The organism is Anaerobiospirillum sp. NML120448, assembly GCF_023050945.1.
GTDB lineage: Bacteria > Pseudomonadota > Gammaproteobacteria > Enterobacterales > Succinivibrionaceae > Anaerobiospirillum.
The window spans coordinates 1-26,981 of record NZ_JALKIM010000030.1; the positions used below are offsets into that span (position 1 = coordinate 1).

At 40.5% G+C, this 26,981-nt stretch carries 17 protein-coding genes; 8 read left to right on the top strand and 9 right to left on the bottom strand.

The features are described from left to right. Window positions 1-149 precede the first annotated feature (149 nt). From MXE38_RS06610 to MXE38_RS06645, 8 genes are all read left to right on the top strand, one after another. The gene (locus MXE38_RS06610; protein WP_246913366.1) at window positions 150-1,412 is read left to right on the top strand and encodes an extracellular solute-binding protein; all 1,263 of its coding nucleotides are present in this window, start codon (window positions 150-152) and stop codon (window positions 1,410-1,412) included. A gap of 658 nt (window positions 1,413-2,070) precedes the next feature. After that, complete coding sequence (locus MXE38_RS06615; RefSeq protein WP_246913367.1) at window positions 2,071-2,976, top strand: sugar ABC transporter permease; 906 nt, start codon at window positions 2,071-2,073, stop codon at window positions 2,974-2,976. Window positions 2,977-2,987: 11 nt separating this feature from the next. Continuing rightward, the gene (locus MXE38_RS06620) at window positions 2,988-3,863 is read left to right on the top strand and encodes a carbohydrate ABC transporter permease (RefSeq protein WP_246913369.1); all 876 of its coding nucleotides are present in this window, start codon (window positions 2,988-2,990) and stop codon (window positions 3,861-3,863) included. 75 nt (window positions 3,864-3,938) lie between these two features. Further along, the gene (ugpC, locus tag MXE38_RS06625) at window positions 3,939-5,060 is read left to right on the top strand and encodes a sn-glycerol-3-phosphate ABC transporter ATP-binding protein UgpC (protein ID WP_246913370.1); all 1,122 of its coding nucleotides are present in this window, start codon (window positions 3,939-3,941) and stop codon (window positions 5,058-5,060) included. A 309-nt stretch (window positions 5,061-5,369) separates the two neighbouring features. Next, window positions 5,370-5,507, top strand: a complete 138-nt coding sequence (locus tag MXE38_RS06630; RefSeq protein ID WP_246913372.1) for a hypothetical protein — start codon at window positions 5,370-5,372, stop codon at window positions 5,505-5,507. Window positions 5,508-6,320: 813 nt separating this feature from the next. Next, window positions 6,321-6,806 carry a flagellar export chaperone FliS gene (gene fliS, locus MXE38_RS06635; protein ID WP_246913374.1) on the top strand — a complete coding sequence of 162 codons (486 nt, stop codon included), beginning with the start codon at window positions 6,321-6,323 and terminating at the stop codon, window positions 6,804-6,806. Between the two features lie 8 nt (window positions 6,807-6,814). Then, window positions 6,815-7,135, top strand: a complete 321-nt coding sequence (locus MXE38_RS06640; protein WP_246913376.1) for a hypothetical protein — start codon at window positions 6,815-6,817, stop codon at window positions 7,133-7,135. A gap of 533 nt (window positions 7,136-7,668) precedes the next feature. After that, a complete protein-coding gene (locus MXE38_RS06645; RefSeq protein ID WP_246913377.1) occupies window positions 7,669-10,077 on the top strand; it encodes a 6-hydroxymethylpterin diphosphokinase MptE-like protein in 2,409 nt (802 codons plus the stop codon). A gap of 295 nt (window positions 10,078-10,372) precedes the next feature. Here the strand turns inward: MXE38_RS06645 and MXE38_RS06650 are convergent, their stop codons facing one another. The 9 genes from MXE38_RS06650 to MXE38_RS06690 form a co-directional block, all read right to left on the bottom strand. Beyond that, window positions 10,373-12,433, bottom strand: coding sequence for a ProQ/FinO family protein (locus tag MXE38_RS06650; protein ID WP_246913378.1), 2,061 nt, complete (start codon window positions 12,431-12,433; stop codon window positions 10,373-10,375). Window positions 12,434-13,177: 744 nt separating this feature from the next. Beyond that, window positions 13,178-14,890, bottom strand: coding sequence for a ribosome biogenesis GTPase Der (gene der / locus MXE38_RS06655; RefSeq protein ID WP_246913379.1), 1,713 nt, complete (start codon window positions 14,888-14,890; stop codon window positions 13,178-13,180). A 407-nt stretch (window positions 14,891-15,297) separates the two neighbouring features. Next, window positions 15,298-16,935 (bottom strand): outer membrane protein assembly factor BamB, encoded by a 1,638-nt coding sequence (gene bamB, locus MXE38_RS06660; protein WP_246913380.1) that lies wholly within the window; start codon window positions 16,933-16,935, stop codon window positions 15,298-15,300. A 113-nt stretch (window positions 16,936-17,048) separates the two neighbouring features. After that, entirely contained in the window at window positions 17,049-17,744 is a 696-nt protein-coding gene (locus MXE38_RS06665; RefSeq protein WP_246913382.1) for a tetratricopeptide repeat protein, read from the bottom strand. A gap of 147 nt (window positions 17,745-17,891) precedes the next feature. Beyond that, window positions 17,892-19,172: a histidine--tRNA ligase gene (gene hisS, locus MXE38_RS06670; protein ID WP_246913383.1), complete on the bottom strand. Its 1,281-nt coding sequence runs from the start codon at window positions 19,170-19,172 to the stop codon at window positions 17,892-17,894. Between the two features lie 798 nt (window positions 19,173-19,970). Further along, window positions 19,971-21,059: a flavodoxin-dependent (E)-4-hydroxy-3-methylbut-2-enyl-diphosphate synthase gene (gene ispG / locus MXE38_RS06675; RefSeq protein ID WP_246913384.1), complete on the bottom strand. Its 1,089-nt coding sequence runs from the start codon at window positions 21,057-21,059 to the stop codon at window positions 19,971-19,973. 240 nt (window positions 21,060-21,299) lie between these two features. Continuing rightward, window positions 21,300-22,790, bottom strand: a complete 1,491-nt coding sequence (locus MXE38_RS06680; protein ID WP_246913385.1) for a helix-turn-helix domain-containing protein — start codon at window positions 22,788-22,790, stop codon at window positions 21,300-21,302. A 125-nt stretch (window positions 22,791-22,915) separates the two neighbouring features. Further along, window positions 22,916-24,061 (bottom strand): 23S rRNA (adenine(2503)-C(2))-methyltransferase RlmN, encoded by a 1,146-nt coding sequence (gene rlmN / locus MXE38_RS06685; protein WP_246913386.1) that lies wholly within the window; start codon window positions 24,059-24,061, stop codon window positions 22,916-22,918. Window positions 24,062-24,284: 223 nt separating this feature from the next. Continuing rightward, window positions 24,285-26,870 (bottom strand): glycogen/starch/alpha-glucan phosphorylase, encoded by a 2,586-nt coding sequence (locus MXE38_RS06690; protein WP_246913387.1) that lies wholly within the window; start codon window positions 26,868-26,870, stop codon window positions 24,285-24,287. Window positions 26,871-26,981: the final 111 nt, after the last annotated feature.

Sequence of the window (26,981 nt, forward strand, 5' to 3'; positions counted from 1 at the left end):
GGCAAGAAAAATTTCCCTGCTAAGGAATGCAAAATCTTAGGCAGACGATCATTAGTTTATGTGTAATGTATGCGATTCATCCCCCGCCTCGCTTCAGCGTAGGCGGGGGTATTCTCGCTAATTTATGATAAAGGCACTAAGGAGAAGATATGCTATTTAAGAAAGTTGCCCAATTTATCACTGGTATGGTACTTTTTAGTGCTTTATCAGTACAAGCTGCCACAGATATTCGAGTATGGTGCTGGGACACCAACTTTAATATTAAAGCGGTAAGAGATGCTGCTGCTGTTTATAGAAAAAATCATCCTGATATTAATATCGTAGTGGATAATGTTGAGAAGGCTGTTATCTTACAGCGCATTAACGATGCTATTGCAACTAAAGATTTCTCTCAATTGCCTGATATTTTTCTCATTGAAGACTATAGCTCTCGCAATTATGTTATTAACCATCCAGATCTGTTAAAAGATCTTAGCTCCTATATTAATAAAGATGACTTTGTAGACTTTAAGGTTTCAATTTCATCAAATGATGGCAAGATTTATGGCGTTCCATTTGACTCAGGCGTAGCAGCTCTCTTTGTACGTATGGATCTCTTTGAGGAAGCTGGCTATACCATTGAGGACTTTAACGATTTAACCTGGGATAAATTTATCCAAATGGGTCGTAAAGTCCGTGCTACTACCTCTATTCCTCTTTTGCCTTATGATATTAATGATTTACAAGAAATTCGTATCATGATGCAGTCTGCACAAGCTTGGTATACCGATATTAATGATGAAAGTAAGGTAACTATTGCCAATAATGCAGCTCTCAAAGAAAGTATGCAGCATTTCCGCCGTATGAATTACAGTGGTTTACTTGTTAAATATAATGGTTGGGATGACTTTTTACGTACTTTCCAAAGAGGTAAAGTTGCAGCAGTACTAGCAGGTTGTTGGCTAACACCATCAATTGAAGCAACTTTAAGTCAATATAATGATTGGCGTGTCTTACCTATTCCTAAGCTCAATACCCCTAATGCCACTCAATTTTCTAATGTTGGTGGCTCCCAGTGGTTTGTTAACAACTCCTCTCCTCGAGCCGATGAGGCAGCCAAGTTCTTAGCTGAGACCTTTGGTAAGGATCGCAATTTTATTAACAAGCTTATTCCTCGTATTGGCATTATTTCAGCCGTGAAGCATACTGATGTACTACCAAATTACCAAAAGCCAAATGCTTTCTTTGGTAAGCAATTAGTTTATATGCGCTTTACTAATTGGAACGAGCAAGTACCACCAGTTAACTATGGTACTCACACCCGCTTAGTTGAAAGCTCAGTACAAAATGCTTTAGCTAAATACTTACAAGGAGCCGATCTACAAACCGTGCTCTTAGAGGCTCAACAAGAAGCCCAAACTAATCTCCAATAAGCATCTCTAACTTTTATTTCATAATGCCCAGCAGCCCCAGCTCCTGGGCATTATTCTTTAAGCGCCACCACCCTTCGCCTAGCCTCGCCTAGCCTAGCCTCGTATCGCATCGCCTAGCCACCCCCCGCAAAATCTTTCCCGCTAGCCAAGTCATGCCATGCCATGCCATGCCATGCCATGCCAAGCTGCCCACCACAGCTGCACGCCTAAGCTGCCAGCACCAAGTGTCGCTCCAGCTACTAGCAGCAATCAGAACCTCAGCTCATGCCGCTCCCTAACTCCACCTTAGGATCGACCGCACCTTTCATCATATATACATATGACCATCATCCTATGCTTTTGGAGCCATTTAAGTAGCAATTAGCTCTAAGTGCTCTTGTTTGTATGTGCTACAGAATACGTACTATTAGCAAGACATCTTAGTTAGTAATGTCGTTTTTTGAATTTATGTGCTTTTCCATAAACGATTGCACCAGTTGTAATGGCCTTAAATAGCCAATGTAAACATTTTATGTGTGTTCGCAAAAATGTTTTGTGTTAGCTCACAAAATTAACACTAAACCCCGAATTTATTTGCTTGTGATGCTATTCTTGTAGTTAAGTCAATGCCTAAGCTAACACGATTTAGTGTTTGTAGGGCAACAATTGAGGAGGGTTTATGTCTAATATTACTGAGTTGAAATACACTCGTGGCGTTCTAGAAAAGCGCAACGACATCTGGGGTTGGTGCTTTGTTGGACTTGCTACTATCTTAATTATCGAATTTGTTTTCTACCCTATGGTTCAGGCATTTATCATGTCCTTATACAAGGGTACAGGCAATAATATTAGCTTTGCAGGTCTATACAATTATGAGCGTATGTTAGTTGACTCAACTTTCAAAAAAGCGCTCTTTAATACCTTTATCTATTTAATCATCCAAGTACCAGTCATGCTCTTTTTTGCCTTGGTTGTTGCTGTGATGCTTAACGATAAAAAGCTTAAATTCAAAGGCTTTTTTAGAGTTGCTATTTTCTTACCTTGCGTAACCTCTTTAGTTTCTTACTCTCTTATCATGAAAGCAATTTTTGCTAACCATGGTATGTTTAACTCAGTTATGATTGACTGGGGTATTTTTGATCAACCTATTTTATGGGTAACTGATCCCTTCTGGGCCAAAGCCTTAATCATTATTTCTATTACTTGGCGTTGGATTGGTTACAACATGGTTTTCTATTTAGCTGGTTTGCAAAATATTGAGCCATCTGTTTATGAAGCTGCCGACATTGATGGCGCAGGCCCTATTAAGAAGTTCTTTACTATTACAGTGCCTTTATTAAAACCAATTATTCTCTTTACTACTATTACCTCAACTATTGGCACCTTACAGCTCTTTGATGAGGTTCAAAATATTACTCAAGGTGGTCCAGCTAACGGAACAGTAACTATTTCACAGTACATTTATAACCTGTGCTTTAAGTTCACTCCTAACTTTGGCTATGCCTGTGCAGTGTCATTTGTAGTGGTATTACTAATTGTGATCTTGTCTATGATCCAATTTAGATTAGCTCGTGATAAGGATTAGTTGAGGTTTTTATGAAGCAATCTCATTACAATACAGCAATGACTGTAATTCGTTACAGCGTCCTTTCTTTTGCTGCCTTTATATCATTGTTCCCATTTATCTGGATGTTAATTGCAGCTACTAACTCTAATGTGGCCATTAACTCTGGCTCTATGATGATTGGCTCTGAGCTTGGCAATAATTTAACTAAACTCTTTAATCCAGAGCTTGGTTTTACTAAGGCTATTTTTAACTCAGCTATTATTGCCCTCATTACTACTTTTTTTGCCTTATTAATCTCCTCTGCTGCAGGTTATGGCTTTGAGATTTTTAAGTCCAAAAAGCGTGATATTGTTTTTGGCATTTTATTAGTTTCTATGATGGTGCCATTTTGTGCCTTAATGGTTCCTTTATTCCGCCTCTTTGGATCTTTTGGCACTATGGGCTTTGACGATGATGGCAATCCTTTAGCCCCATGGAAATGGTTAGGTCTAGACACCTACTTTGCTGTAGTAATGCCATTAGTAGCCACAGCCTTTTTAATCTTCCTTTTTAGACAAAATACCAAAGCCTTCCCTAAGGATATTCTAGAGGCTGCTCGTATTGATGGATTAAGTGAAATTGCCATCTTCTTTAAGATGTATTTCCCTGTAATGCGCCCTACTTATGCAGCAGCAGCCATCATTACTTTTATGGGCAGCTGGAACAACTTCTTATGGCCTTTAGTAGCTTTACAAACACCAGAAATGCGCACTGTGCCTTTAGTCTTGTCTAATATGGGTTCTTCCTATACTCCAGACTTTGGCATGATTATGTGTGGCATTGTGATCGCTACTTTACCTACAGCCGCTATTTTCTTCCTAATGCAAAAATACTTTGTTGCAGGCATGGTGGGAGCTGTTAAATAAGCGCTTTAACCTCAAAGCTGCTAGCTTTAAGCTAGCAGCTTATCAATACCGATTAATTAATATTAAGAGCATAGTATGGCAAGTATCGTTTTAAAGCACATTGCTAAAGTATATCCAGGTGATATTCGTGTAGTTAAAGACTTTAACCTGGAAATTAAGGACAAAGAGTTCGTAGTATTTGTAGGCCCATCAGGTTGTGGTAAATCAACCACCTTACGTATGATTGCAGGTTTAGAGGATATTTCATCAGGCGAGCTATATATTGGCGATCGTTTAGTCAATGACGTTGCTCCAAAAGATCGTAATATTGCTATGGTTTTCCAAAACTATGCTCTTTACCCTCACATGAGTGTGTACAAGAACATGGCCTATGGCTTAATCCAAAGAAAAACCCCTGCCGATGAAATTGACCGTCGCATTCGTAATGCTGCTGAGATTTTAGGCATCACTCCTTACTTAGATCGTAAGCCTAAGGCTCTCTCTGGTGGTCAAAGACAGCGTGTAGCTTTAGGTAGAGCCATGGTGCGTGATCCTGATGTATTCTTGTTAGATGAGCCTTTATCTAACTTAGATGCTAAATTACGTACTACCATGCGTTCTGAAATTTCCAAACTTCACAAGCGCTTAGGTACTACCTTTATCTACGTAACCCATGATCAGATTGAGGCTATGACTATGGGCGATCGTATTGTGGTAATGAAAGACGGCGATGTAATGCAGGTTGATAGCCCACAAGCTCTCTATGATCACCCTAACTCCAAGTTCGTAGCAGGCTTTATTGGCTCACCTCAAATGAACTTTATGGATGTTACTATTGAGCGCTCTGAGAGCTCCCCAAGTGGCTACAAGTGCGTATTGGACGATAAGCACAGCTTCGATATTTTAAATCGTGAGCAGATGCCTGACTTTGCCCCTTACGTTGGTAAGAGCGTGATTATGGGTATTAGACCAGAGCATATTTATGCAGGTCGCACCATCCCAGGTGAGCAAGACACAGCTGATCTCAATTGTGAAATTGACTTAGTTGAGCCTATCGGCTCTGAGGTTTACTTATTTATTAATGTAGATAAGTACAAGTTGTGTGCTAAGTTGCCACCTATTACAGGTCTAGAAGAGGGTCAAAAGATGGCGCTCAAGATAGACCTCAAGAAGATGTATCTCTTTGATAAAGATACTGAACAAGCTTTACTTAACTAATAATTTACGAGCGCTAACTAAGAAATTAATTAGCGCTCTTTTTTTAGATTAAAAGTATTTAACGAAAAAATCTAAAACTTTACCTTTTCATAATGCTGATAATTGGTACTTTTAACTTTATGGGTCTATAATGGTTTACAAGAACTAAGAAGTTTCACTAACATGCACATTAATTAATGTGCCTGACGGTTGCTGCACAACTTTTAGTTGGTACTTATATTTGAACCAAGTACCTTTAGCTAAAAAATAGAATGTTTGATGTTAAAACAATTTTTAGCACTAGCAACCATTGCAATTGAGGATTTTTTTATGAGACGTAGTCCCCATTTTTCTAAAGGTGGCTCCCAAATTCATCGCACCAAGCGTCGTCGTTTACAGTTTAAGAATATGCGCCGTGTACAACACAAGCGTCGTTTAATTTTCTTTTTACAAGAAAACCGCGGCTAAAATTTTGTAAATTTCTTACTTTCATTAAGGGCCCGCCTTAGGGCCTTTAATTTTTTTGCCACCCCACATTTTTTCCATCCTACAGCCCCCAACGCCAAGCACCCAACCCAACCCCAAGTCAACATTACCCACATTACAATCTTGGCTCCTGCCCAATCCCTAAAATCACAGCCTCAACTAAAGCTGCACCCCACTGCTAGCAAAAAATCATGACCATAATTAAGGCTCAAACCCAAGCTGGACTTTAAATTGTCGTGTCATAATGTTTGATAACTATTAGGATGACAGAGTCTTGTTAAACACGCTCTTAGCAATTACTAACTAACAAGAGGCGCAATAAAGCAAACTTTACAATATCAAGGACAATGGCAAGTTATTAGCCAAGCTTTTGGCTATAGCTCATGGCCATGGCCATGGGCCATGAGCCTAAGGCTATTAGACTGTGGCCGAAGGCCACAGGATGCAGCCTCTTTAGCTCCGCAGCAAACAGGCCTTTGGTCTTGAATCTTAGGCCCTTTTTCTAGTGATGATATATGGACAGTTAAGGGGCAAAAATTAGAGGTTATGGAGCGCTGGTGATAAGTTTTGAGCACTATGTGAAAAAAAGCATAGATTTTGCTTAAGAAAATTATTTAATAAAAATAGATCATTACTTAATGAAACAATGATCCTTATTTTATGCGCTTAATAATAATTAAATAGCCTAAATTACGTAATCTAATACTTTCTTTAGAGTACAATAGAGATTCTAAATTATACTTTTAAGCGATTTTTGGTTTTTTGCCTTTGCCCTAGTGCAGGAGTTGATAGAAGATGTTCATTACTAAGCCGCAAGACATGATGAAGGAGTACCGTAAAGCCTCCGTCAATGCTGAGCTTGAAGTTGCAGATCCTTACACCATTACTAAAGCACTTTATCAGGGAGTGTTTGAGCGTCTTGGTCAAGCTAAAGGAGCAATTGAGCGTGGCGACTTGGAAGAAAAGGCTAAAAAGCTCGCCTCTGCAAGTGCCATTATTCAGCACTTAAAAGACACCTTAGATCCTACACATGCTCCTGAAATTGCTAAAAACTTAGCTTTCATTTATGACTTTATGTTAGCTAAATTAGCTGATGCAACCATTGATTTAGACCCACAACCAATCGATGATGCGCTAAAAGCTTTCTTACCAATTAAAGAGGCCTGGGATAATATTCCTCAATCAGCTATTAAAGAAGCCCAAAGCCAAATGCGTTCCAACGCCAATCACTTCCAGCACAATTACGATCCTTCTAAGAAGTTGATTGACGGTGCTGTGTAGGATATTTTATGAACCAAGAGCTTTTAAATTTAGCTAAGGCCATTGATGACAACGACGACGCCATCTCCGATGCTTTAGAAGCCGAAGATCTAGAAAAAGCAGAACAACTTACTAATGAAAAAGTTGCTTTGTTTAGACAGCTATATGAGCTTTCACAAAAAATTGAAGATCGCACCGTTTTAGACGAATATCTCAATTCTTTATATGAAGTTACAGCTGAGCAGCGTGATCTTTTAGTTGCCGAGCATGAAAAGGTAAGACGTGAGTTAAGTGGTTTAAAGAAAGGCTCACGTTGCAAACAAACCTACCAAAAAATTAGAAAGTATTAATTACTTACAGGCTTAGTAATGCTACTAAGCCTTTTTTATGCACTCTTAAGCTGTCTTGAAAAACCACCTTAATCTGAGCGTAGTGACTATAAGTTTCTCTCCCTCATCTAGCGCCAGATAAGCCTCTTGTAGCTAAGCAAGCCATATACAGCTAAGCATAGCGATACGCCGCATGCAGCAACACAACAGCGCAGCTGTGCAGATGTGCAGCAGCACAGCGATGCTCCGCAGTGCGCATTGGTGTTGCGCATTTGTTGCGACGATACTGCGGACGAGCAGGTGAGCGCAGCAATGCGTAGTGGCGCACATTCTTTGGTGTTCTTTGATAAAGATTTAAAATAATTTGCCGTCAAGTTAATGTTTCTAGCTCAATTCTTGCATAAGAGTTTTGCCAAGCAATGTGCTTGTTAATCTTTTGAGTAACATTCATTTTCACAATAGCAATAACTGACATAGGGGAGAGCCTTATATAAGGGCTCTGCCCTATGGCAGTAATATTGTGAAAGGTTTAAAAATTTTTAAAGGGAAATGGTATGTCAGAGTCAAATACCTTGATAAATTCCAGTTCATCATTCGACAGTTCTGATTTTGATGAAGAGATTAAGCCTTGGGAAAAAGTGGACGAAAATACAGCTCCAGAGGCCATTTCAGCTCAACTAAGAACTCGTTCTGAGGTTGAAGAGGAGTTTAAGCGTGAATTAGGCTTTGACCCAAGTAACTTAGATGAAATGTCTATGCATGTTACTCAAATGCAAGAAGATGTTGCTGCTGAGCACGTGCAAAAGTTACTCGAACTGCAACAAGAAATGACAGCCATGTTAATTGAAAGATTCAATAATAATATGGAAGCTTTCAAACTATACATGCCTTCAATTTACGAGCAGTTTGTCGACTTTAAGCCATCTGAAAGCTTGGAGTTTATCTGTACTTCTAATGGTATTCCTAACCTTTACTTCCCAGAGCGTGGTGAGTTCTTCTACAAAGTATTTGATCCGGTAGAACTTTGTAATGCTCAGGTTGACTTAGTATTGGAAAAGAGCCCATTTAGACAGCTCAACTACGGTATTGATAAAGAGTTATTCGGTCAAATTCACCACCGTTATCTTAACGAGATGGTTAAATTTAATGCCGAGCACTTACCTAAAGTACAAAACCCACTACTTTCTGGCTCCTGCCCAATTTGTATTGTAGTAGGCTGCGGTTTAGGTTACCACTTAGGTCACCTCTATGAGCGTATTGATGTAGGTAACTTAGTTTTAATTGAGCCAAACTTAGACCTATTCTTTGCCTCTTTACATGCCTTTGACTGGGCCAACTTATTAACCTACCTCCATGAGAATAATCGTGGTATTTACTTAATGGTAGGTCAAAGTAAGGACGAAGTGTTCGAGGATCTCAATAACTACTACACCCGTCACGGACGTATGTTAGCTTGTTATATGTGGTCAATGGTTCACTACCGCTCTCAAATTATTAATGAGATTGCAGATCGTATTATTGAAGACTATGAGCGTTCCTATGCTACTTTGGGCTTCCTTGATGATCACCTTTTTGCTATCTCTCATGGTATGAACCATGTACAAAATGGTGTGCACTTTGTACGTAAAGATATTGAGTTCCCAGAAAATTGGAAAAAGACCCCATTTGTGATCGTAGCTAATGGCCCATCTTTATCCAAAGACTTACCTTTCTTACGTAAAATTCAGGACAAAGTCATTATCTTTGCCTGCGGTACTGCTTTAGAAACACTATATAACGCTGGTATTAAACCAACCTTCTATGGTGCTACTGAGCGTTTACGTGTAGTTGCCGAGCATATTTCTATTATTCCTGATAAAGAGTTTGTTAACGACTGTATTTTAGTTGCAGGCGACGTAGTACACCCTGAGGTTATCAAACACTTTACCCACACTGCTCTCTTTGGTAAGGCTGACGAAACCTTCTACTGGTTAGCTGCCTCTAAGTTCTTTAACAAGTGGATCAATGTAAGTGCTATTTCACTTATGAACCCATTAGTTGGTAACTTAGGTATTGCTGCTGCCACTAGCTTTGGTTTTGAAAATATCTACTTATTTGGTGTAGATAATGGTACCAAGCGTGAGGATAAGCAAACTCACCCTGATGAGAACTTGTTCTATAAGAAGTTTGATCAAGAAGGCAGCAACCATGCTATTTCAGCTTTAGCTTACGAGCTTGATGGTAACTTTGGCGGCAAAGTTTACTCTAGCTACTTATACAAGCTTTCTGCTCGTTATATGGAAGTTATTGTCCGTTATGGCATGAAAGACAAGAAGCTTAATTACTTCAACTGTTCTGATGGCGCTGCCTTAAAAGACGTAACTCCAGTACACTCTGCCGATCTTGAATGGGATGATTTACCTAATTTTGATCGTGAGGCCTTTGTTAAGTTTATGGACAATGAAAAGACCATGTCCATTGATTTAACTGATGAGGAAAAGAAGTCTCTCATCGATACTAAGTCAGTAGACTACCTCACTAATTTGGTAATTCGCCTCTTAACCGAAGAAGAGCGTCCTAAGACTCGTCTTGACTATGTATTCTTACTCCAAACCGTTTGTGAAGTACTTAATAAGGTTCATGAGACCCGTGATTACTATGTAGCAGATCTCCTGGAAGGCTCCTTATACGGTATGTTCGCTATGGTAATGCGTACCTTATACCTAACTAAGGACTTAGATAAGGCAATTGAGCTTGCCGATCAACAAGTACAAATTATTGTGTACTTCTTGCAAGATGCACGTAAGCTCTATCACTTCATGCCAGATTACAATGCAGAAGATCACCAAGTACACTTACATGGTAAGGTTGGTTATGACCACGGTGACCTTAAGGCTACCAGCTTTGAAAAGCGCAAGCCTTATGTAACCGAAGATGATACTAAGAAGTACCCAACCAGAAAGTTTGTTAAGAGATACGAATAAGCTCATAATAAGCTTAACTAAAACTGAGCCTCATGAAACATGAGGCTCTTTTTTTATCTCTCCTCCCAAGCACTCAGCCTAGCTGCCTGTCTGCCTGACAGCCAGGCTGCATGGCAGCCTGCCCTGCCTGCATAGCTTGCAGTCATGCGGACATGCTGGTAAGCGGTCAAGCACGCCTGTAGGTAGCCTAGCTGGCAGCCAACCAGGTTGGCAACCAGGTGAGTGAAGGCGATAAAAAAAGGGTCTGTAAAGTTAATTACAGACCCTTTTTTTTAAGCTAAAGCAAAACTATGCTCTATTCATCACGATTAAACTTAAAGACGCGACGGCGCATAACCTTTGGTCCTGAGCTCTCAGAAGAGCCCTCTTGGGAGCTTGATGGAGCCTGACCATTTTGCTGGTAGCGGTTCTGATAACCGTTTTGCTGATAGCGATTTTGATAGCCAGAGCCACCAGTACGATAGCTATTCTGATAACCACCGCTAGAGCGACCTTGGTAACCAGAGCTATTGCCACCGCCTTGGTAGCTGCTATTGCCCTGATAGCCACTAGAGCTACCCTGGTATGAGCTGCCACCTTGGTAGCTGTTAGAACGATAGCTATTGCCACCACCTTGGTAGCCAGAGCTATTGCCTTGGTAGCTGTTGCCACCCTGATAGCTATTGCCTTGATAGCCATTAGAAGAGTAGCGATTCTGATAGCCGCCGCTCTGGTAGTTGCTATTAGGACGACCTTGGTAGCTACCCTCGCCCTTATTAAAGCTTGGACGCTGACCCTGAGCAAAGCGTGGGTTTGGACCAGGTCTGCGACCCTTTTGCATTGGGCGCTTGCCCTTCTTGGCCTTCTTAGCCTTAGCAGTAGCAACAGCAATTTCTTTGCGAATGCGCTCAATTTCCTCTAAGGCATTGGTGCGGTGATCTTCTTCAATATCACCAGCATGATTACCATCCAAGTCAACACGAGGCACGCCATCAGCGATCTTCTGTAAGTAAGGTAAGGAGTGACAGTAATTGTGCAGGATCTTATAACGCTGCTTATCAAAGTACTTGTACTGAGCCTCCATTGGAGCTAAACGCTCTAAGATATCCTGAGCGATACCTACCTTTAGAGGTAAACGTTGTTCACGATCTACGAAAATAGCCTTAGGGAAAGCTAAAGCTAAGAAGTTTAAGAAGCGATCACGCTCTTCCTTTTCACGGGCACGACGGGCCTCAGCAGCCTTACGCTCTGCAAGGACACGAGCACGGCGCTCTGAACGCTCAGCAGGAGATAAAGAAGCAGTACGCTCTTTCCAATTCTTCTTATCTTTTGCCTTACCCTCATTAGCCTCAGATTCTTTAGCATCGCTTGCTACATTAGGCTCTGCGCCTGCTTGGAGCTCACTATTAGCATCCTGTGCGTTAGTTGGCTCAACATCGGCAATCTTATTGCCAATATCTTCCTCATTAAAGTTCTGAGAGCTATTAGAATCGGAAATCTTATTGCCAATATCGTCGTCGATATCTTCATCGTTAGCACTGTTGTCTAAACGATTGCCAATATCATCATCAATCTTGTCCTGAACTTCTACAGCATGGTTGCCCACATTGTCATCGTCAGCACTAGCCTCTACTGGAGCTACCTCAGATGCAGCAGCTGGAGCTGGTGCTGTAGCGGCAGCTGGAGCTGGGGCTTGGGCAGCAGCTTTTTGTTGCAATGCTGCGATGGTAGCCTGGAAAGTAGCTTCATCAATGGAACCAGACTCTTTAGCTTGCTGGGCAAGGTTTAATAAGAGTTCTAGGTTAGCATCGTTAGTGGTATTTGGAGCTTCTTCACTCTTGGTGCTAGCAGCCTTTTTAGTGCGAGAAGTAGTCTTTTTAGCCTTAGGAGCCTCTGCCTCTTGAACTTCCTCACTCTCAGCTTGCTCAGCAGCGGCGGTAGCAGCAGCTGCTGCTGCGGCCTCTGCGGCAGCCTTATCAGCTTCGATTTGAGCCTTGGTACGACGGGTGCGCTTTGGCTTAACCTCTACGCTAGCCTCTTGAGGGGCAGCCTCACCAGCAGCGGTAGCGGCTGCTGCTGCCTCTGCGGCGGCCTTATCAGCTTCAATTTGAGCTTTGGTACGACGGGTACGCTTAGGCTTTTCTTCCTTGACTTCTTCTTGAGGAGCTAACAGATCAGTTTGAACAGCAGCAGCCTTTGCAGCCTCGGCGGCAGCTTTATCAGCCTCGATTTGTGCTTTAGTTCTACGGGTACGCTTTGGCTTAGCCTCTACTTGAGCCTCAGTCTCAGGACTCACCTCTTTTTTAGCACGAGTAACTTTACGCTTAGGCTTCTCAGCGGTTACTGCATCTTCAGTATTAGGAACATCACTTTCCATAATAGAACTCCAACGAAATCAAGCTTTTATAAGCTTTAATTACTTTATGATCACCTTACTCAACAATTTTTCTAATACGATATTTCGTACAAAATCACCATAAGCTAGTGTCTTAGTGATAAGAATCACTATTACCACAAAGTAAAAAATTAAAATTATAGACCCTAAAATTAGGCCTACGACTAACACAATAAATCTTTAACTGTTAATAAACCAATCTAAAAACGGCTCTCATCATTCTGGCATTGTTTAATAAAAGAGCCATGGCTTATCTTAAAAATCATCAAGCCAACCAAATAATTGAAAATACAGACATTATCTAGAGTCAAGGATATCTAGTGAACACAATAAACTGATTATTATTTGTTGTTGTCTCACAGCTCAACCTTTAAAAAATTGAATCTAGCTAACAGTATACAACACAAAATTACGTAAAAAACACACAAAATTAGTATTTGCTAACAAAAAAGTTGGGCAAATTTAAGCTTAACTTTTCTTTTTGCTAAGCAAGATTACTACCAACTTTTAATACGCTAATGCTGCGCAAGTAATAATAATAATACTTTTTTAGCATCTATTCTAAAATAGATGCATGTTTTTTCATAGAAATGCCATGCAAATGCCAAAATTTGGCGTATTTACGGTTAAGTTAGTGCTTTCTGAGGCCATAATGAAAAAAGCCACAATCTTAGCTTGTGTGACAAACTAAAACTGTGGCTTATTTAGCTAAAGAGCTAAGACAAATTATTTCTTGGCTTTAGCCTTTGGACGCTTTTTAAGAACTAAACCAGTGCCAGTGCGCTTAGCCTCTGAAATAGCACGATTTTGAGCACGCTCGGCCTTTTGAGCAGCTCTTTCATAACGGCGTTGGGTCTCAGCCTCACGCTTTTGAGCTCTAATCTTAGACTGAGTGATACGCTTTTGAGCTGGCTTTTCATTAGCGTATGGATTATCACCCTCTTTAAACTCAAGCAGCACAGGAGTACCCATGATCTTTAAGGACTTACGATAACAATTGATTAAATAGCGCTTATAGCTATCTGGCATCTTAGAAACCTTGTTACCGTGGATAATAATGCGTGGTGGGTTATAACCGCCAGCGTGAGCGTACTTTAACTTAATACGACGGCCACCAGATACAGGAGGCTCGTGCTCCTGAGTTGCGGCAGATAAAATACGATTAAGTAAAGAGGAGCTATTGCGGCGAGTAGCTGACTCGTAAGCCTCGTTAATAGACTCGAACAGGTTACCTACACCAGTACCATGTAAAGCACTGATAAAGTGAACACGAGCAAAGTCCACAAAGCCCAAGCGCAAATCAAGCTCACGCTTAATCTCATCTTTGTACTCTTGAGTTAAACCGTCCCACTTATTGATGGCTACTACTAAAGAGCGACCTGAATCAATAATGAAGCTTAATAAAGATAAGTCTTGATCAGTAATATGCTCACGGGCATCAATTACTAAAATAGCAACATTACAATCTTCAATGGCCTTTAAAGTCTTAACAATAGAGAACTTCTCAATGGTCTCATTAACCTTACGACGCTTACGAACACCAGCAGTATCAATAACAATATACTTTTGATCTTCACGCTCTAAAGGAATATAAATGGAGTCACGTGTGGTACCAGGCATATCAGCTACCACTACACGCTCCTCACCTAACATTCTGTTAGTTAAAGTAGACTTACCTACATTTGGCTTACCTACTAAAGCAAATTTAATTGGCAAGTCAGCAAATGGGGTTTGGGTGCTTTGCTCGGCCTTTTGCTTGTCCTCTTCGGTCTCATCGCCCTTAATACGAGCTCTTTGAGCTTCTCTAAAAGAGTGCCAATCAAAACCACCGCCAGTGCGATCTACAGGAACATTATCTAAAAATTCAAAGCCAGACTCCCAAACGCTGTCTTGCTCTTCATCTTCGTCTTCAATAATGTCACTCTCAAGAGGGCCCTCTTCACGTAATACAGGGGCAATAACTTCTTCTAAAAGAACATTAACACCACGTCCGTGAACTACAGCTGTTTGGTAGATTTCACCTAAGCCAAGAGCATAGAAGTCTGTGCCAGCAACATCAGGATCCATGCCATCAATCTTATTAGCTACTACAGCGCAAGGTTTACCAGACTTACGAATGTACTCTGCTACTGAGTAGTCGCCAGGCATAATACCAGCACGTGCATCCACCATAAATAACACTAAATCGCACTCATCAATAGCTAATAAAGCTTGAGAGGTCATACGATTAGTTAAATCTGATGGCTGTTCTGCATCTTCTGCAATACCGCCAGTATCAATAACAATATACTCACGACCATCATAGAGCGCACGGCCATACTTACGATCACGAGTTAAACCAGGAAAATCAGCCACTAAGGCATCACGAGTTCTGGTAAGACGATTGAAAAGAGTAGATTTACCAACATTTGGGCAACCTACTAAGGCTACTACCTTCATTAATATTTTCCTTGATCACATAAGAACTTTAATAAAGCTCTCTGATGATCTTTTAAAAATTAAACATTCAGCCTTAAACTGCGAGCAACCGCGCAACCTGCGCTATTGTCGTAGGTTCTCTACCTTACAATTTTAACCTTTAAGACAAGTAACCTTTGGGCTAAAGGTACTTTAAAGAGGAAAAGATAATCACAGATTAATCTTAACTACTAAGAGCTAAGAGCTAAGCTCTTAAATTAAACAGCTGGTGGCTAAAATTAAAGGAGAGATGGCCAAAATAAATGGATTAAGACTTAATAGTCTTATTTTTCAAGCAACATATTAGTTGCTAATTATCAGAAAAAAACTAAGCGCAGAATACTCCTTGCTTAGTTTTTTCCTATTAATTTTAATGAGCTTAGCTAAGATTAGATACCAAAGTTAGAGGACTTTCTTTGCTCTTGAGCCTCATTAGTACCTTGTGAGCTTTGCTCAGTTGCAGGTGAGGTATTTTGAGTGTTATCAGCCTTTGGCTTTTGGTTGTCCATAGACTCTACATCAGAGCGTACGCCTGGGGCAATACCAAAGCCTGATAAGCGCTCACGGCGCTCTTGCTCATAAGCCTTAACACGAGCTTCGTACTCAGCACGAGCCTTAGCAGCCTGTGCAGCAGCACGTCTTTGAGCGGCAATTTGAGCCTCTTGCTGGGCAACAGCACGCTTAATAGCAGTGCGGCGGGCCTCAAGCTGCTCTTTGCTCATGCTATTTGGAGCATAAATACCGCTATCGTATACACCTGGATGATGTAAGGTTAAACCTTGAGCTGCCTTTAAGGAAATAAGGTTATTAATATTCTCAACATATTTTGCTGAGCTTTCCTTAGCACCATCAGCGTAGCTATAGCAAGCTAAAGTGCCATCTTTAGCTAAAACATAGAGCTTGCCGTTCTTAACGTATGAGGCGTTATAAATACCAGAGCTATCAACTCTATCCATATAGTCGATAGAGCCATCATTCATATCTAAGAAGTATAAATAGCCCTCATAGTCACCAACCACAGCATAATCGCCATAAATTACAGGAGCAGTAACTTGGCGATAACCTAAAGAGGTATTAGCCCAGCGCTGTGAATTGTCCTCTACATTGACGCAATAAACACTGCCATCATCAGAGGTTAAAACTAATGACTGATTGTCATAAGCCATATCACGGCTGGTCTGATAACCTAATTTGGTTAAATAGTTAAAGGTGCCTAAATCATACTCAACTAAGCCACCAGAATAGGAAGCAGAATAGAGCACACGACCTAATACTAAAGGACGGGAAGCTACATCAGAGACACGATCTAAAGCATTAGCACCACTAGCAGATCCTACATTAATTTGGTTAACAGTAGCGCCATTGCTTTGTAAAATCACATTGACTTTACCTGATGAGGTACCTACTAATAAATACTCATCACCTACCACAGTTGGCTCTGGCTGGGCTCTTAAACGTAATGGTTGAGGCGCATCACCTGTAACCCATAACTTAGTGCCGCTAAAAGTATCAAATGCAGTGAAATTACCACGGCTATCTAACACGAAGAGCTTATCACCGCTAAAATTAAAGCTTGGCTTGGCAACAACCTCAGCACCTAAGTAGTTTTTCCAAACAATAGCACCATTAGCGCTGCTCAAAAGATAGATATATCCATTTTCAGAGCCTACAGCTAACTTATTACCATTGATGGCTACACCACCAGATAAACGAGCAGAACGCTTATCATCATTTTCTGCCTCATCAGACAGATCAACGCCCCAAATCTCCTCACCATTGGCCTGGCTAAAAGCATAAACCTTTCCTTTACGGGAGGAGGTATATACGTTTTGCTCATCAAAAGCTGGAGCTAGCTCTGAGTAGAAGCTATCAGTGCCACCTGTTGAACTGGACCATAACTCATTGACCACAAAGAGATTATTAACCTCTGGGGCATCAACTGGCTCAAAGCGATTATCGGAGCTAGAGCAACCTACTAAGGTTAAGATTGTCAGCGGTAAAGCAAGAGCTAATTTAGACTTTAGCATGATAAAACTTCCAAAATAATGGCACTGATTTTCTATAGCAAACAAAGCTTGCTCTTAATGATATAAGACCTAACAAGTTTAATAAAGTTCAGTAAAGCTAATCTTTACAATAATTACTTGCTCTCTAAGCTCTTAACCATTTGCTCAGCTTGTTCGGCTACTAACTTATAAGCAGGGGTATCACCATGCTCAATAACATTATCAAACTTAAGCTGTAGCACTGAACTAATCTGTAAGTTAGCAGCTTTAAGAGTATTAATGGCATCTAAATAAGCATCGTGAGCGCCTTTGCGATCACCTTTGGCAATTAAGATATCGCCCTTAGTTTCAGCAACCTCAGCTTTATAAGCATCAGACTTTAAGGCAGCTAAAGTGCTTAGAGCATCATCATATTGGCCTAATTGTGCTTGCAATCTTGCAGTTAAAATAGTGCACTGAGGAGCAAGTAAATCACCACCATGCTTGCTAGCAAAAGCAACTAACTTTTGAGCCTCTTCGTATTTAGCAGCACGGATTTGTACGTTAGCCATATCTAAAGCTAATAATGAACCATAAATATCATTATTAGCATCAATAAACTTCTGAGCCTCTTGTAGCGCACTAACACCACGTGAAGCTAACTGAGTTTGGATTTGATAAACCTCATAAGCAGTCTTTTGACTCTCTGAGAGCTGATAAGCTTGATACTGGCGTACACCTACTAAACCAGCTAAGGCAATAGCAACACCTAAAGCAATTGGTTTCCAATGCTCGTGCCACCATTTTCGCACCGCCTCTTCTCTTTCATGCTCATCAGTTAAGATATCCATCTTGACCCCTGTAAAAATTTTTAAAGTTTAAAAATACCAGCTAAACGCTTGATAATAGCGAAATTTAAGCGCTAGATCTAGTAACATAAGCGCCCCAAATAGAGCTCATGCCTACTAGAGCGCCTTGTTAATATTAAATAACCAAGACTACTTCTTTAAAATCTTAGCAACGTATGAAGTTAACACATCAGCTTGACGAGAAACTTCTTCTTGCTCACCAGTAGCTAAGTTCTTAACCATAACGGTGTTGTTTTGTAACTCTTGCTCACCTAAGATTAAAGCCACCTTAGCCTGAACCTTATCAGCATGCTTTAATAAGCGCTTAAAGTTACCGCCACCGCAGTGATTTAAAACACCACAATCAGCAAAAGCAGAGCGCATCTGAGCGCATAATGCTAATTGATGAGACTCAATATTCTCACCCATACCGCAGACAAAAATGTCTACTGGGCTTGATGGAGCTACCTTTTGCAAGGTGGTTAATAATAAGATCAAACGCTCTAGACCTAAACCAAAGCCTACAGCCTTAGTAGCCTTACCACCTAATTGCTCAACTAAGCCATCATAACGACCACCGCCACAAACAGTGCCTTGAGCACCTAAAGCAGTAGTAGTCCACTCAAATACAGTTAGATTGTAATAGTCTAAACCACGAACTAAGCGAGGATTAATAGTGAACTTAATACCTAAAGAGGTTAATAACTTTTGTAAATTCTCAAAGTGAGCCTTACTTTCCTCACCTAAGAAATCGTATAAAGCAGGAGCGTCCTTTAAGATTTCCTTAACCTTCTCATCCTTACTATCTAAAACACGTAAAGGATTAGTGTGGGTACGACGCTTAGAGTCCTCATCTAAATCTTCAAAGTGAGCCTCTAAGAACTTTACTAAGTTCTCTTTGTAAATTTTACGCTCTTCACTATTACCTAAGGTATTGAGCTCTAAACAAAGCTGATCTGCAATGCCAAGCTTGCACCAAAGATCATGAGTTAAAGCAATGATCTCAGCATCAATATCTGGACCTTCTAGACCAAAAACTTCTACACCTAATTGGTGGAATTGACGGTAGCGACCTTTTTGTGGGCGCTCATGTCTAAACATAGGGCCCATATACCATAGTCTTTGCTCTTGGTTATAGATTAAAGAATGTTCTAAAGCAGCACGTACGCAGCCTGCAGTACCTTCTGGACGTAAAGAAAGACTATCACCTGATCTGTCCTCAAAGGTGTACATTTCTTTCTCTACTACATCAGTAACTTCACCGATTGCACGGCTAAAAAGATTAGTATGCTCAACAATTGGCATACGCATTTCACTATAACCGTAAGAAGCTACAGTTTGACGTAATACTTTTTCAACTTTTTGCCAAACAGAAGTATCCTCTGGTAGCAAATCGTTCATACCACGAATAGCCTGAATAGACTGAGCCATGAATCTTTAATCCTTTAAAAACCTGTCCTCTTACAATCTTACTAAAGCAAAATTAGGACAAACTATGTAAAAACGTACACTATGAGCATTAATCCAACTAATGCTCAAGATAAACCCTCAATTTTACAGCTAAAACACATAAAAATTACAAAAAAACCGATTTTTTGGCACTATTAGCACCAAAAATGCCGTCCCTCCTTAGCACCTACCTACTTTTTCCCCTCCTCATCACCCTCAACTTGCAACTACAGGCTAGGCTAAGCTTGCCAAGACATAGCCTGCAATGGCCTGGCTTATCCATGGCATGGCTGATCCTGGCTTGGTTACGCTAGACTGAGCAAGCTGAGCTTTGCTGAGCTTTGCTGAGCTTTGCTGAGCCCTACCAGGCAAGATAAAACAGAGCCACAGCTATGGCACAAGCGAAAACTAGCTCATCTTTAGTAGGTGTAGGATGCATCTCATGGATGGAGAATTAAATAAGATAAGTACTCAAAAGGATATTTGGTAATTGACGTTTAGGCGTGAATATGGGTATTGGTATAGGAATGAAATGCGTTGTATTGAGCTGTGTCTATACAAGATTGCATCGGGCGAACCTTAGGCTTTGAGTGTGAGCAGCAAGAAAAATTGCCCCCCCACAAGTTTGAAAAAAAAATTAGCCTTAAACCATTGATGGATAAGGCTTGATCGAGGTTTTGACTCCTAAACATTGGCAACAGCATTCAAAAAGACAAAAAGCCAAATTAAGATAAAGCTTGAGGCTGTCTTAACTTGGCTTTAAGGTTAGATCTTTTTAGGCTATTGCTTAGCTTGAGCTAAAGCACGAACACGGCTTTCTAGGCGATCTAAGATCTCATCATTGTTAATACGCCCCATCATTTCGCCATGCTCATAAATCATGCTATTGCCGTTTTTACCACCGCAAACAGCCACATCAGCTCTTAGAGCCTCACCAGGGCCATTAACAATACAGCCCATAACAGCTACTTTAATTGGCTGTCTAATATCAGATAAGCGCTCTTCTAAAGCTTTAACGGTACCGACCACATCAAGGCCATGACGGGAACATGTTGGGCAAGCTACTACATCAATACCACGAGTTCTTAAGTGCATGCTCTTTAAGATAGCCCAACCTACCTTAACTTCCTCAACAGGATCAGCGGCTAATGATACACGTAAAGTATCACCAATGCCCTTAGACAAGAGCATACCAATACCAATGGATGACAATACGGTACCACCAGTTAGACCACCAGCCTCAGTAATGCCCAAATGTAATGGAGCATCGGTTTTAGAGGCTAATAACTCATAAGAGGCTACACATAAATTAAGTTCTGAGGCCTTTACAGAAAAAGCATAGTCGACAAAATTATGGCTTTCTAAAATTTCAGCTGAACGTAGTGCTGCTTCAACCATAGCATCTGGATTTGGAGAGCCATATTTGTCTAATAAATCTTTATCTAAAGAACCAGCATTTACACCTACACGAATTGGCAGTCCATGATCTTTAGCCGCCTGACATACAGCCTCAACCTTATGACGTGCACCAATATTGCCAGGATTAATTCTTAAAGCAGCGGCACCATTTTTAGCACATTCAATGGCAATGCGATAATCAAAGTGAATATCCGAAACAATAGGAACATCTACAGCTTTAACAATCTGACCAAAAGCTTCCGCAGCTTCCATGGATGGCACGGAAACACGAACAATATCAGCTCCAACATCAGCTAAGGCCTTAATTTGTGCCACAGTTGCTTCAACGTTCAAAGTATCGGTACAGGTCATACTTTGAACAGAAATAGGAGCATCACCACCTACTAACACTGAACCTACTTTAATTTGGCGTGACTTTCTACGCTCAATTTTAGGAGCTTGCCATTCCATGAACTATCCTCGTCTACAACAGATCTAATTTATCTTTATTAAGCGCCTATAAAGTACTTAATAAAAAATCAAACTTACAATCATACCCTACAAGCAAAGATATCTAAACGTCTTACCTATGTATATACATACTAAAAGAGGCCAAACTGTAATAAGTCAGGCCTCTTAGTAAATTATATAATCAATTTGACTTAAGCTTTTGATAAGAACTTATCATAAAGCTCAAAGAAGGTATTTTCACTAACGCATTGGTAGTTCAAGCTTTACTTGCTTATCCTTTGGCATCTTAACATTACCACCTTGATAATGAATCTTTACTGCTTGAGTATCAGAAAGCTCCACTACAATTGGAGGAATACCAATTACTTTGATGCTCTTAGGAGCATCATAAACACCAGAGGCTAATACTTTCTTTTGGCTGTCTACAATTCTTAGAGCAACCTTCTTTACTACCTCAATCTCAGCGCTATTAAGACTAGCTAAACCTTCTCTATTAGTGAGTTTAACTTTAGAGGAAATATCTTTAAGCTTATCTTTAAGCTCAATTTTCTCCTCAGCAACCTCTTTAGGCTCTTGCTTGGCTTTAGCCTCATCACTCTTAGCTTGCTCAGCTACAGCCTCTTTTGCCAAAGATAGATTGGTAGAGCTATCAGAGGCCTTGTGCTCAGATTGTTGAACAGCCTGTGGCTCGGCCTGTGGCTCGGCCTGTGGCTCAGATATTTGCTCCTGCGAGGAGGCAGCAATAGAGATATTTTTATTATTCTCTACTTTGCCCTGTTCGCTAGCAACCATCATAGAGGCTTTAGTCTCTACTCTATCAGCTAATAAAGAGCTTGATGGTTTAATGCTATTAGCTGGCAAAGCTAAAGAGCGTGGTTGCTCTACCTTATTGTCAGCTACAGCCTCATTATTCTTAGAACTTGCAGCTAGGGCTTGAGCCTGAGCAGTGGCACGAGCTGTATTTGGACTTACTACTTTAACCTCAGGAGCCTGACTATTTTCAGGAGCATCAATCACCACTGGGTTATCAGTATTACCAATTTGCATCTGACCAGTGACTAAAGGCTCAGAGCTGTCATGATTGGCAACAACAGTAGTTTGAGGATTAACTAAGGTACCATCATTATCTTTGCTCTTGTTGCCTTCACTAGCACTAAACACAAAGTAACCTGCAGTAGCTACTAAAATCATGCTCACTACTAAAACCCAGTTGCGAGCCATTTGTTTATCTACTTTGTTATGACTCTTTTCATGAGCGATTGATACTGTCTCACTAATATTTTGTAAGTACAAATCAAACATCTCATCTGGGTTAAGCTTCATTAAAGCGGCGTAATTCATAATGAAAGCTTTAGAAAAGCTAACACATGAAGAATTATTGAGTCTGTCATTCTCAATATCAGCAACAGTCCCAGTACGAGCCTTAATCTTAGAGGCGACCTCTTGAATAGTCATACCAGACTTTTGGCGGTGATAACGTAAAATAGCACCTACTGTCTTGAGGTTTTCTAAGCTTTCACTGGTGTAATCCATATTGTTATAAGGATCTGCAATGGCCTCACGAACAACATTAGGATCGTCATCATATTCAGGCTCAAAAAGCTCTAATTTGGCATCATTTTGAGATGTAGTGCTGCTATCTTCAGTATCAATAGCGGCATTGTTTGAAACAATAGATTCATCTTGCTTAATTGGTTCGGCCTCTTTATTGGCCTGTTGTGAATCACTCATCTTAGTTCCAACATTTTCATAAAATCTTATGGTAGATACTAATCTATGTTTGAGAGCAAAGAAAAACCCTATTATCCATAATCAGGGCTCAATCAATTAAGAGCCCTTATTTAGGCTTATAAATATTAAAGATCTACAGGTTTAACTATGGCTTTGATTGGCTGATCTACTAAAGACTGCACATGGTCTTGTTGCTCACGCAACTTACGATCACGAACTTGTCCAGCTAACTGACCACAAGCAGCAGCAATATCGTCACCTCTAGTAGTACGAGTTACTACAGTAAAGCCATACTGCTCAACTAAAACTTTATAGAATCGATCTACACGACTATTGCTTGGACGCTTGTACTCTGATTCCTCATGAGGATTAAATGGAATCAAGTTAATCTTACAAGGTAAGTCTTTTAAGAGATGAGCTAACTCATGAGCTTGCTCAATGCTGTCATTAATATGATCTAATAGCACATACTCAATAGTAACACGGCCACAATTGGCATTAGAGTTATCTACATAGTTACGTACTGCATCAAACAAGGTGTCTAAAGGGAACTTTTGATTTACAGGCACTAAAATATCACGCAATTCATCGTTAGGAGCGTGTAAAGACAAAGCTAGTGCCACATCAACTTTACCAGCAATCTTATTTAAAGCTGGAACAATACCAGAGGTGGAAATAGTTACTCTTCTTTTAGAAAGAGCAAAGGCATTGTCTGATAACAAAAGCTTTACTACAGACAAAACATTTTGCACATTTAGCAAAGGCTCGCCCATACCCATCATTACAACATTAGAGATAGGTTTTTGCTCTTTGTTTTCGCTAAAGCCAACACGAGAGGCAGCTCTCCATACTTGGCCAATAATTTCATGAACTTTTAAATTACGGTTAAAGCCTGACTTTCCTGTACGGCAAAATGAGCACTTAACAGGACAGCCTACCTGAGTAGAAATACATAAAGTATTACGATCTTTTTCAGGAATTAATACTGTTTCTACTAACTGACCATCACCCACGTCTAAAGCCCATTTAATGGTGCCATCACTAGAGCGTTGCTCAGTTACAATTTCAGGAGCTTTAATGTAAGCAATTTGCTTTAAAAGAGCACAGCTTTCCTTTTTGACGTTGGTCATTTTATCAAAGTCAACTACGCCATATTGGTAGATCCATTTTAATAGTTGGGTAGCACGGAAAGGTTTCTCACCATGAGCAACAAGAAACTCTTTTAAAGTATCAGGATCCATATCCATTAAGTTGACAAGATTATCTGACATAACACCTTCTGAAATTCATTAAAAAAGCCATTGAAAAAATGAAATTATACAAAAAAATAATTTGCTTATGTCTTAATATTGCTAAGCAAAGCTGATTTAATTTCCCTAGTGGCTCAATAGTAAAAAATTTTATCTTGAAATAATTTACTAAAAAGGTCTTGCCCCAATTGCTCAGAACAAGACCTTTGTTTAATAAAAGCAATGAAAGATTAACTAAATTTCATTACTTATTATTAACGTCGTAGCTCTTTAATGACCAAATATTGTGTACGTAATCCTCGATAGAACGATCAGAGGAGAACTTGCCCATAGAAGCAGAGTTGATAATAGCAGCACGAGCCCAACGCTCCTTGTCCTTATAAAGCTCCTCAACACGCTTGTGAGCATCACGATAAGAGGCAAAGTCAGCTAATACTAAGAACGGATCGCCGTGGTCTAATAATGAGCGCTTAATAGAAGATAAAGCACCAGGCTGACCAGGGGTGAAGTAATCAGTATCGAGCCAATCTAAGACAGCCTTTAAGTCCGCATCGCTATTGTAGAAGTCCCATGGATTGTAGCCCTTGGCCTTAAGATCCTGAACCTCTTGTACGCTTAGACCAAAGATGAAGTTATTCTCCTCACCAGCCTCAGCAACAATCTCGATGTTAGCACCGTCCATGGTACCTAAGGTAAGAGCACCATTCATAGCAAACTTCATGTTAGAAGTACCAGAAGCCTCGTAACCTGCAGTAGAAATCTGCTCAGAAACATCAGCAGCTGGAATAATCTTCTCAGCTAAGCTTACACGATAGTTAGGAATGAATACTACCTTAAGCTGGTTGCGAATACGGTGATCATTGTTAATGCGCTCACCAATCTTATTGATAGCGTAGATAATATCCTTAGCTAAGGTATAAGCAGGAGCTGCCTTAGCACCAAAGATAAATACCTGAGGCACAATAGTCTTGGTAGGATCACTTAATAACTCACGATATAAGTGGAGGATATATAGTAAGTTTAAGTGCTGACGCTTGTACTCATGGAGACGCTTGACTTGTACGTCAAAGATTGCGTGAGGGTCAACCTCAACACCGCATAACTTCTTAATCTCAGCAGCTAAAGCAACCTTGTTCTTGTACTTAACGTCCATGAAGCGCTTTTGGAAGTCTGGCTTATCAGCAAATGGACGCATCTTAGCACATGAGTCTAAGTGTAGCGGCCAATCCTTACCAGAAACCTCATTGTAAAGCTCAGCTAAGCCTGGGTTACATGCTAATAACCAACGACGTGGAGTTACACCATTAGTTACGTTGCAGAAGCGATCTGGCCAAATTTGAGCAAACTCTGGGAATAATTGCTCACGAACTAATTGAGAGTGGATCTCAGCTACGCCGTTAACGCGACGGGAGGCGATAACAGATAAGTGGGCCATACGAACCATACGGCATGGGCCTTCTTCGATGATAGAAAGCTTAGCACGCATACCATTATCATTAGGCCACTTACGAGCAACTTCACCGTCTAAGAAACGAGCATTGATCTCATAAATGATCTCTAAGTGACGTGGTAATAAGCGCTCGAAGAGGTATACAGGCCACTTCTCTAAAGCCTCTGGCAATAAGGTGTGGTTAGTATAGGCAAAGACATCAGTTACGATCTTCCATGCGCTATCCCAATTTAAACCTTCCTCATCTAATAATAAGCGCATTAACTCAGCTACAGCGATAGCTGGGTGAGTATCGTTGAGCTGAATAGCGATCTTAGAGGCAAAAGCTGAGTAATCGTGGTGGTGAGCACGATTGTAACGACGTAAAATATCTCTTAAGGAAGCGGCACAGAAGAAGTACTGTTGGGTAAGACGTAACATCTTGCCAGCTTCGGTAGAGTCATTAGGGTATAAAACCTTAGAGATGGTCTCAGATGCTGCCTTTTCCTCTTGAGCATCTACGTAACCACCTGCGTTAAATACGTCCCAGTTAAATTGCTCGTTAGCACGAGACTCCCATAAACGTAATACAGTTACGGAAGAGCCACGGAAACCAACTACAGGAATGTCCCAAGGTACAGCCTTGATGATGTGATCAGGGTGCCATACTTTGTGAATGGTGCCATCAGGAGCAACTTGATCCTCTACATAACCACCAACAGGAATTTCTTGAACAGACTCAGGACGGCAAACTTCCCATGGACAGCCGTACTCACGCCAAGAATCTGGACGCTCAACCTGACGACCACCACGAATTTCTTGACGGAACAAGCCGTTTTCATAGTGTAAGCCGTAACCAATGGATGGGTACTTTAAGGTAGCTAAGGAATCAATATAGCAAGCAGCTAAACGACCTAAACCACCGTTACCTAAAGCCATATCAGGCTCTTCATCGCAAATGGCATTGATGTCTACACCTAAAGAAGCTAAAGCATCTTTACAGGTATTGTAAACTTCTAAGTTGCAAAGATTATTAACGGTTAAACGGCCCATTAAGAACTCAGCAGATAAATAGTTCACCGCACGAGTATCGTTGCCTGCGTGAGTAGCTTGAGTCTGGGTTAAACGCTCGAAAACTAATTCATTAACTGCGTAAACTACTGCTTGCCACCAAGCTAAATTGGAGGCCTTCTTCTCTGAGGTACCAATAGTTCTTCTTAAGTGGTTAACAATTGACTGCTTAAATTGCTCTACAGTTGGCTTGAATAAGTCACTCTCATTAGAGCAATCACAATTGTCAACGGCAGTAGTTACTGCACTCTTAGCAACTTCAGTTTCCTGGCTAGCTACGGTTTTCACAGTCTGAACTGGAGCTGATTTCTTACTATGCTTACTGGCCATTTAATCCTCCAAAAGATTATTAAGAGCCGAATCAATTTTCTATTACTGAGCACTAAGTCCCATGTTTCAAGGAAATCTAACCATCTTAATTTTAATTAGTAAAACACAATT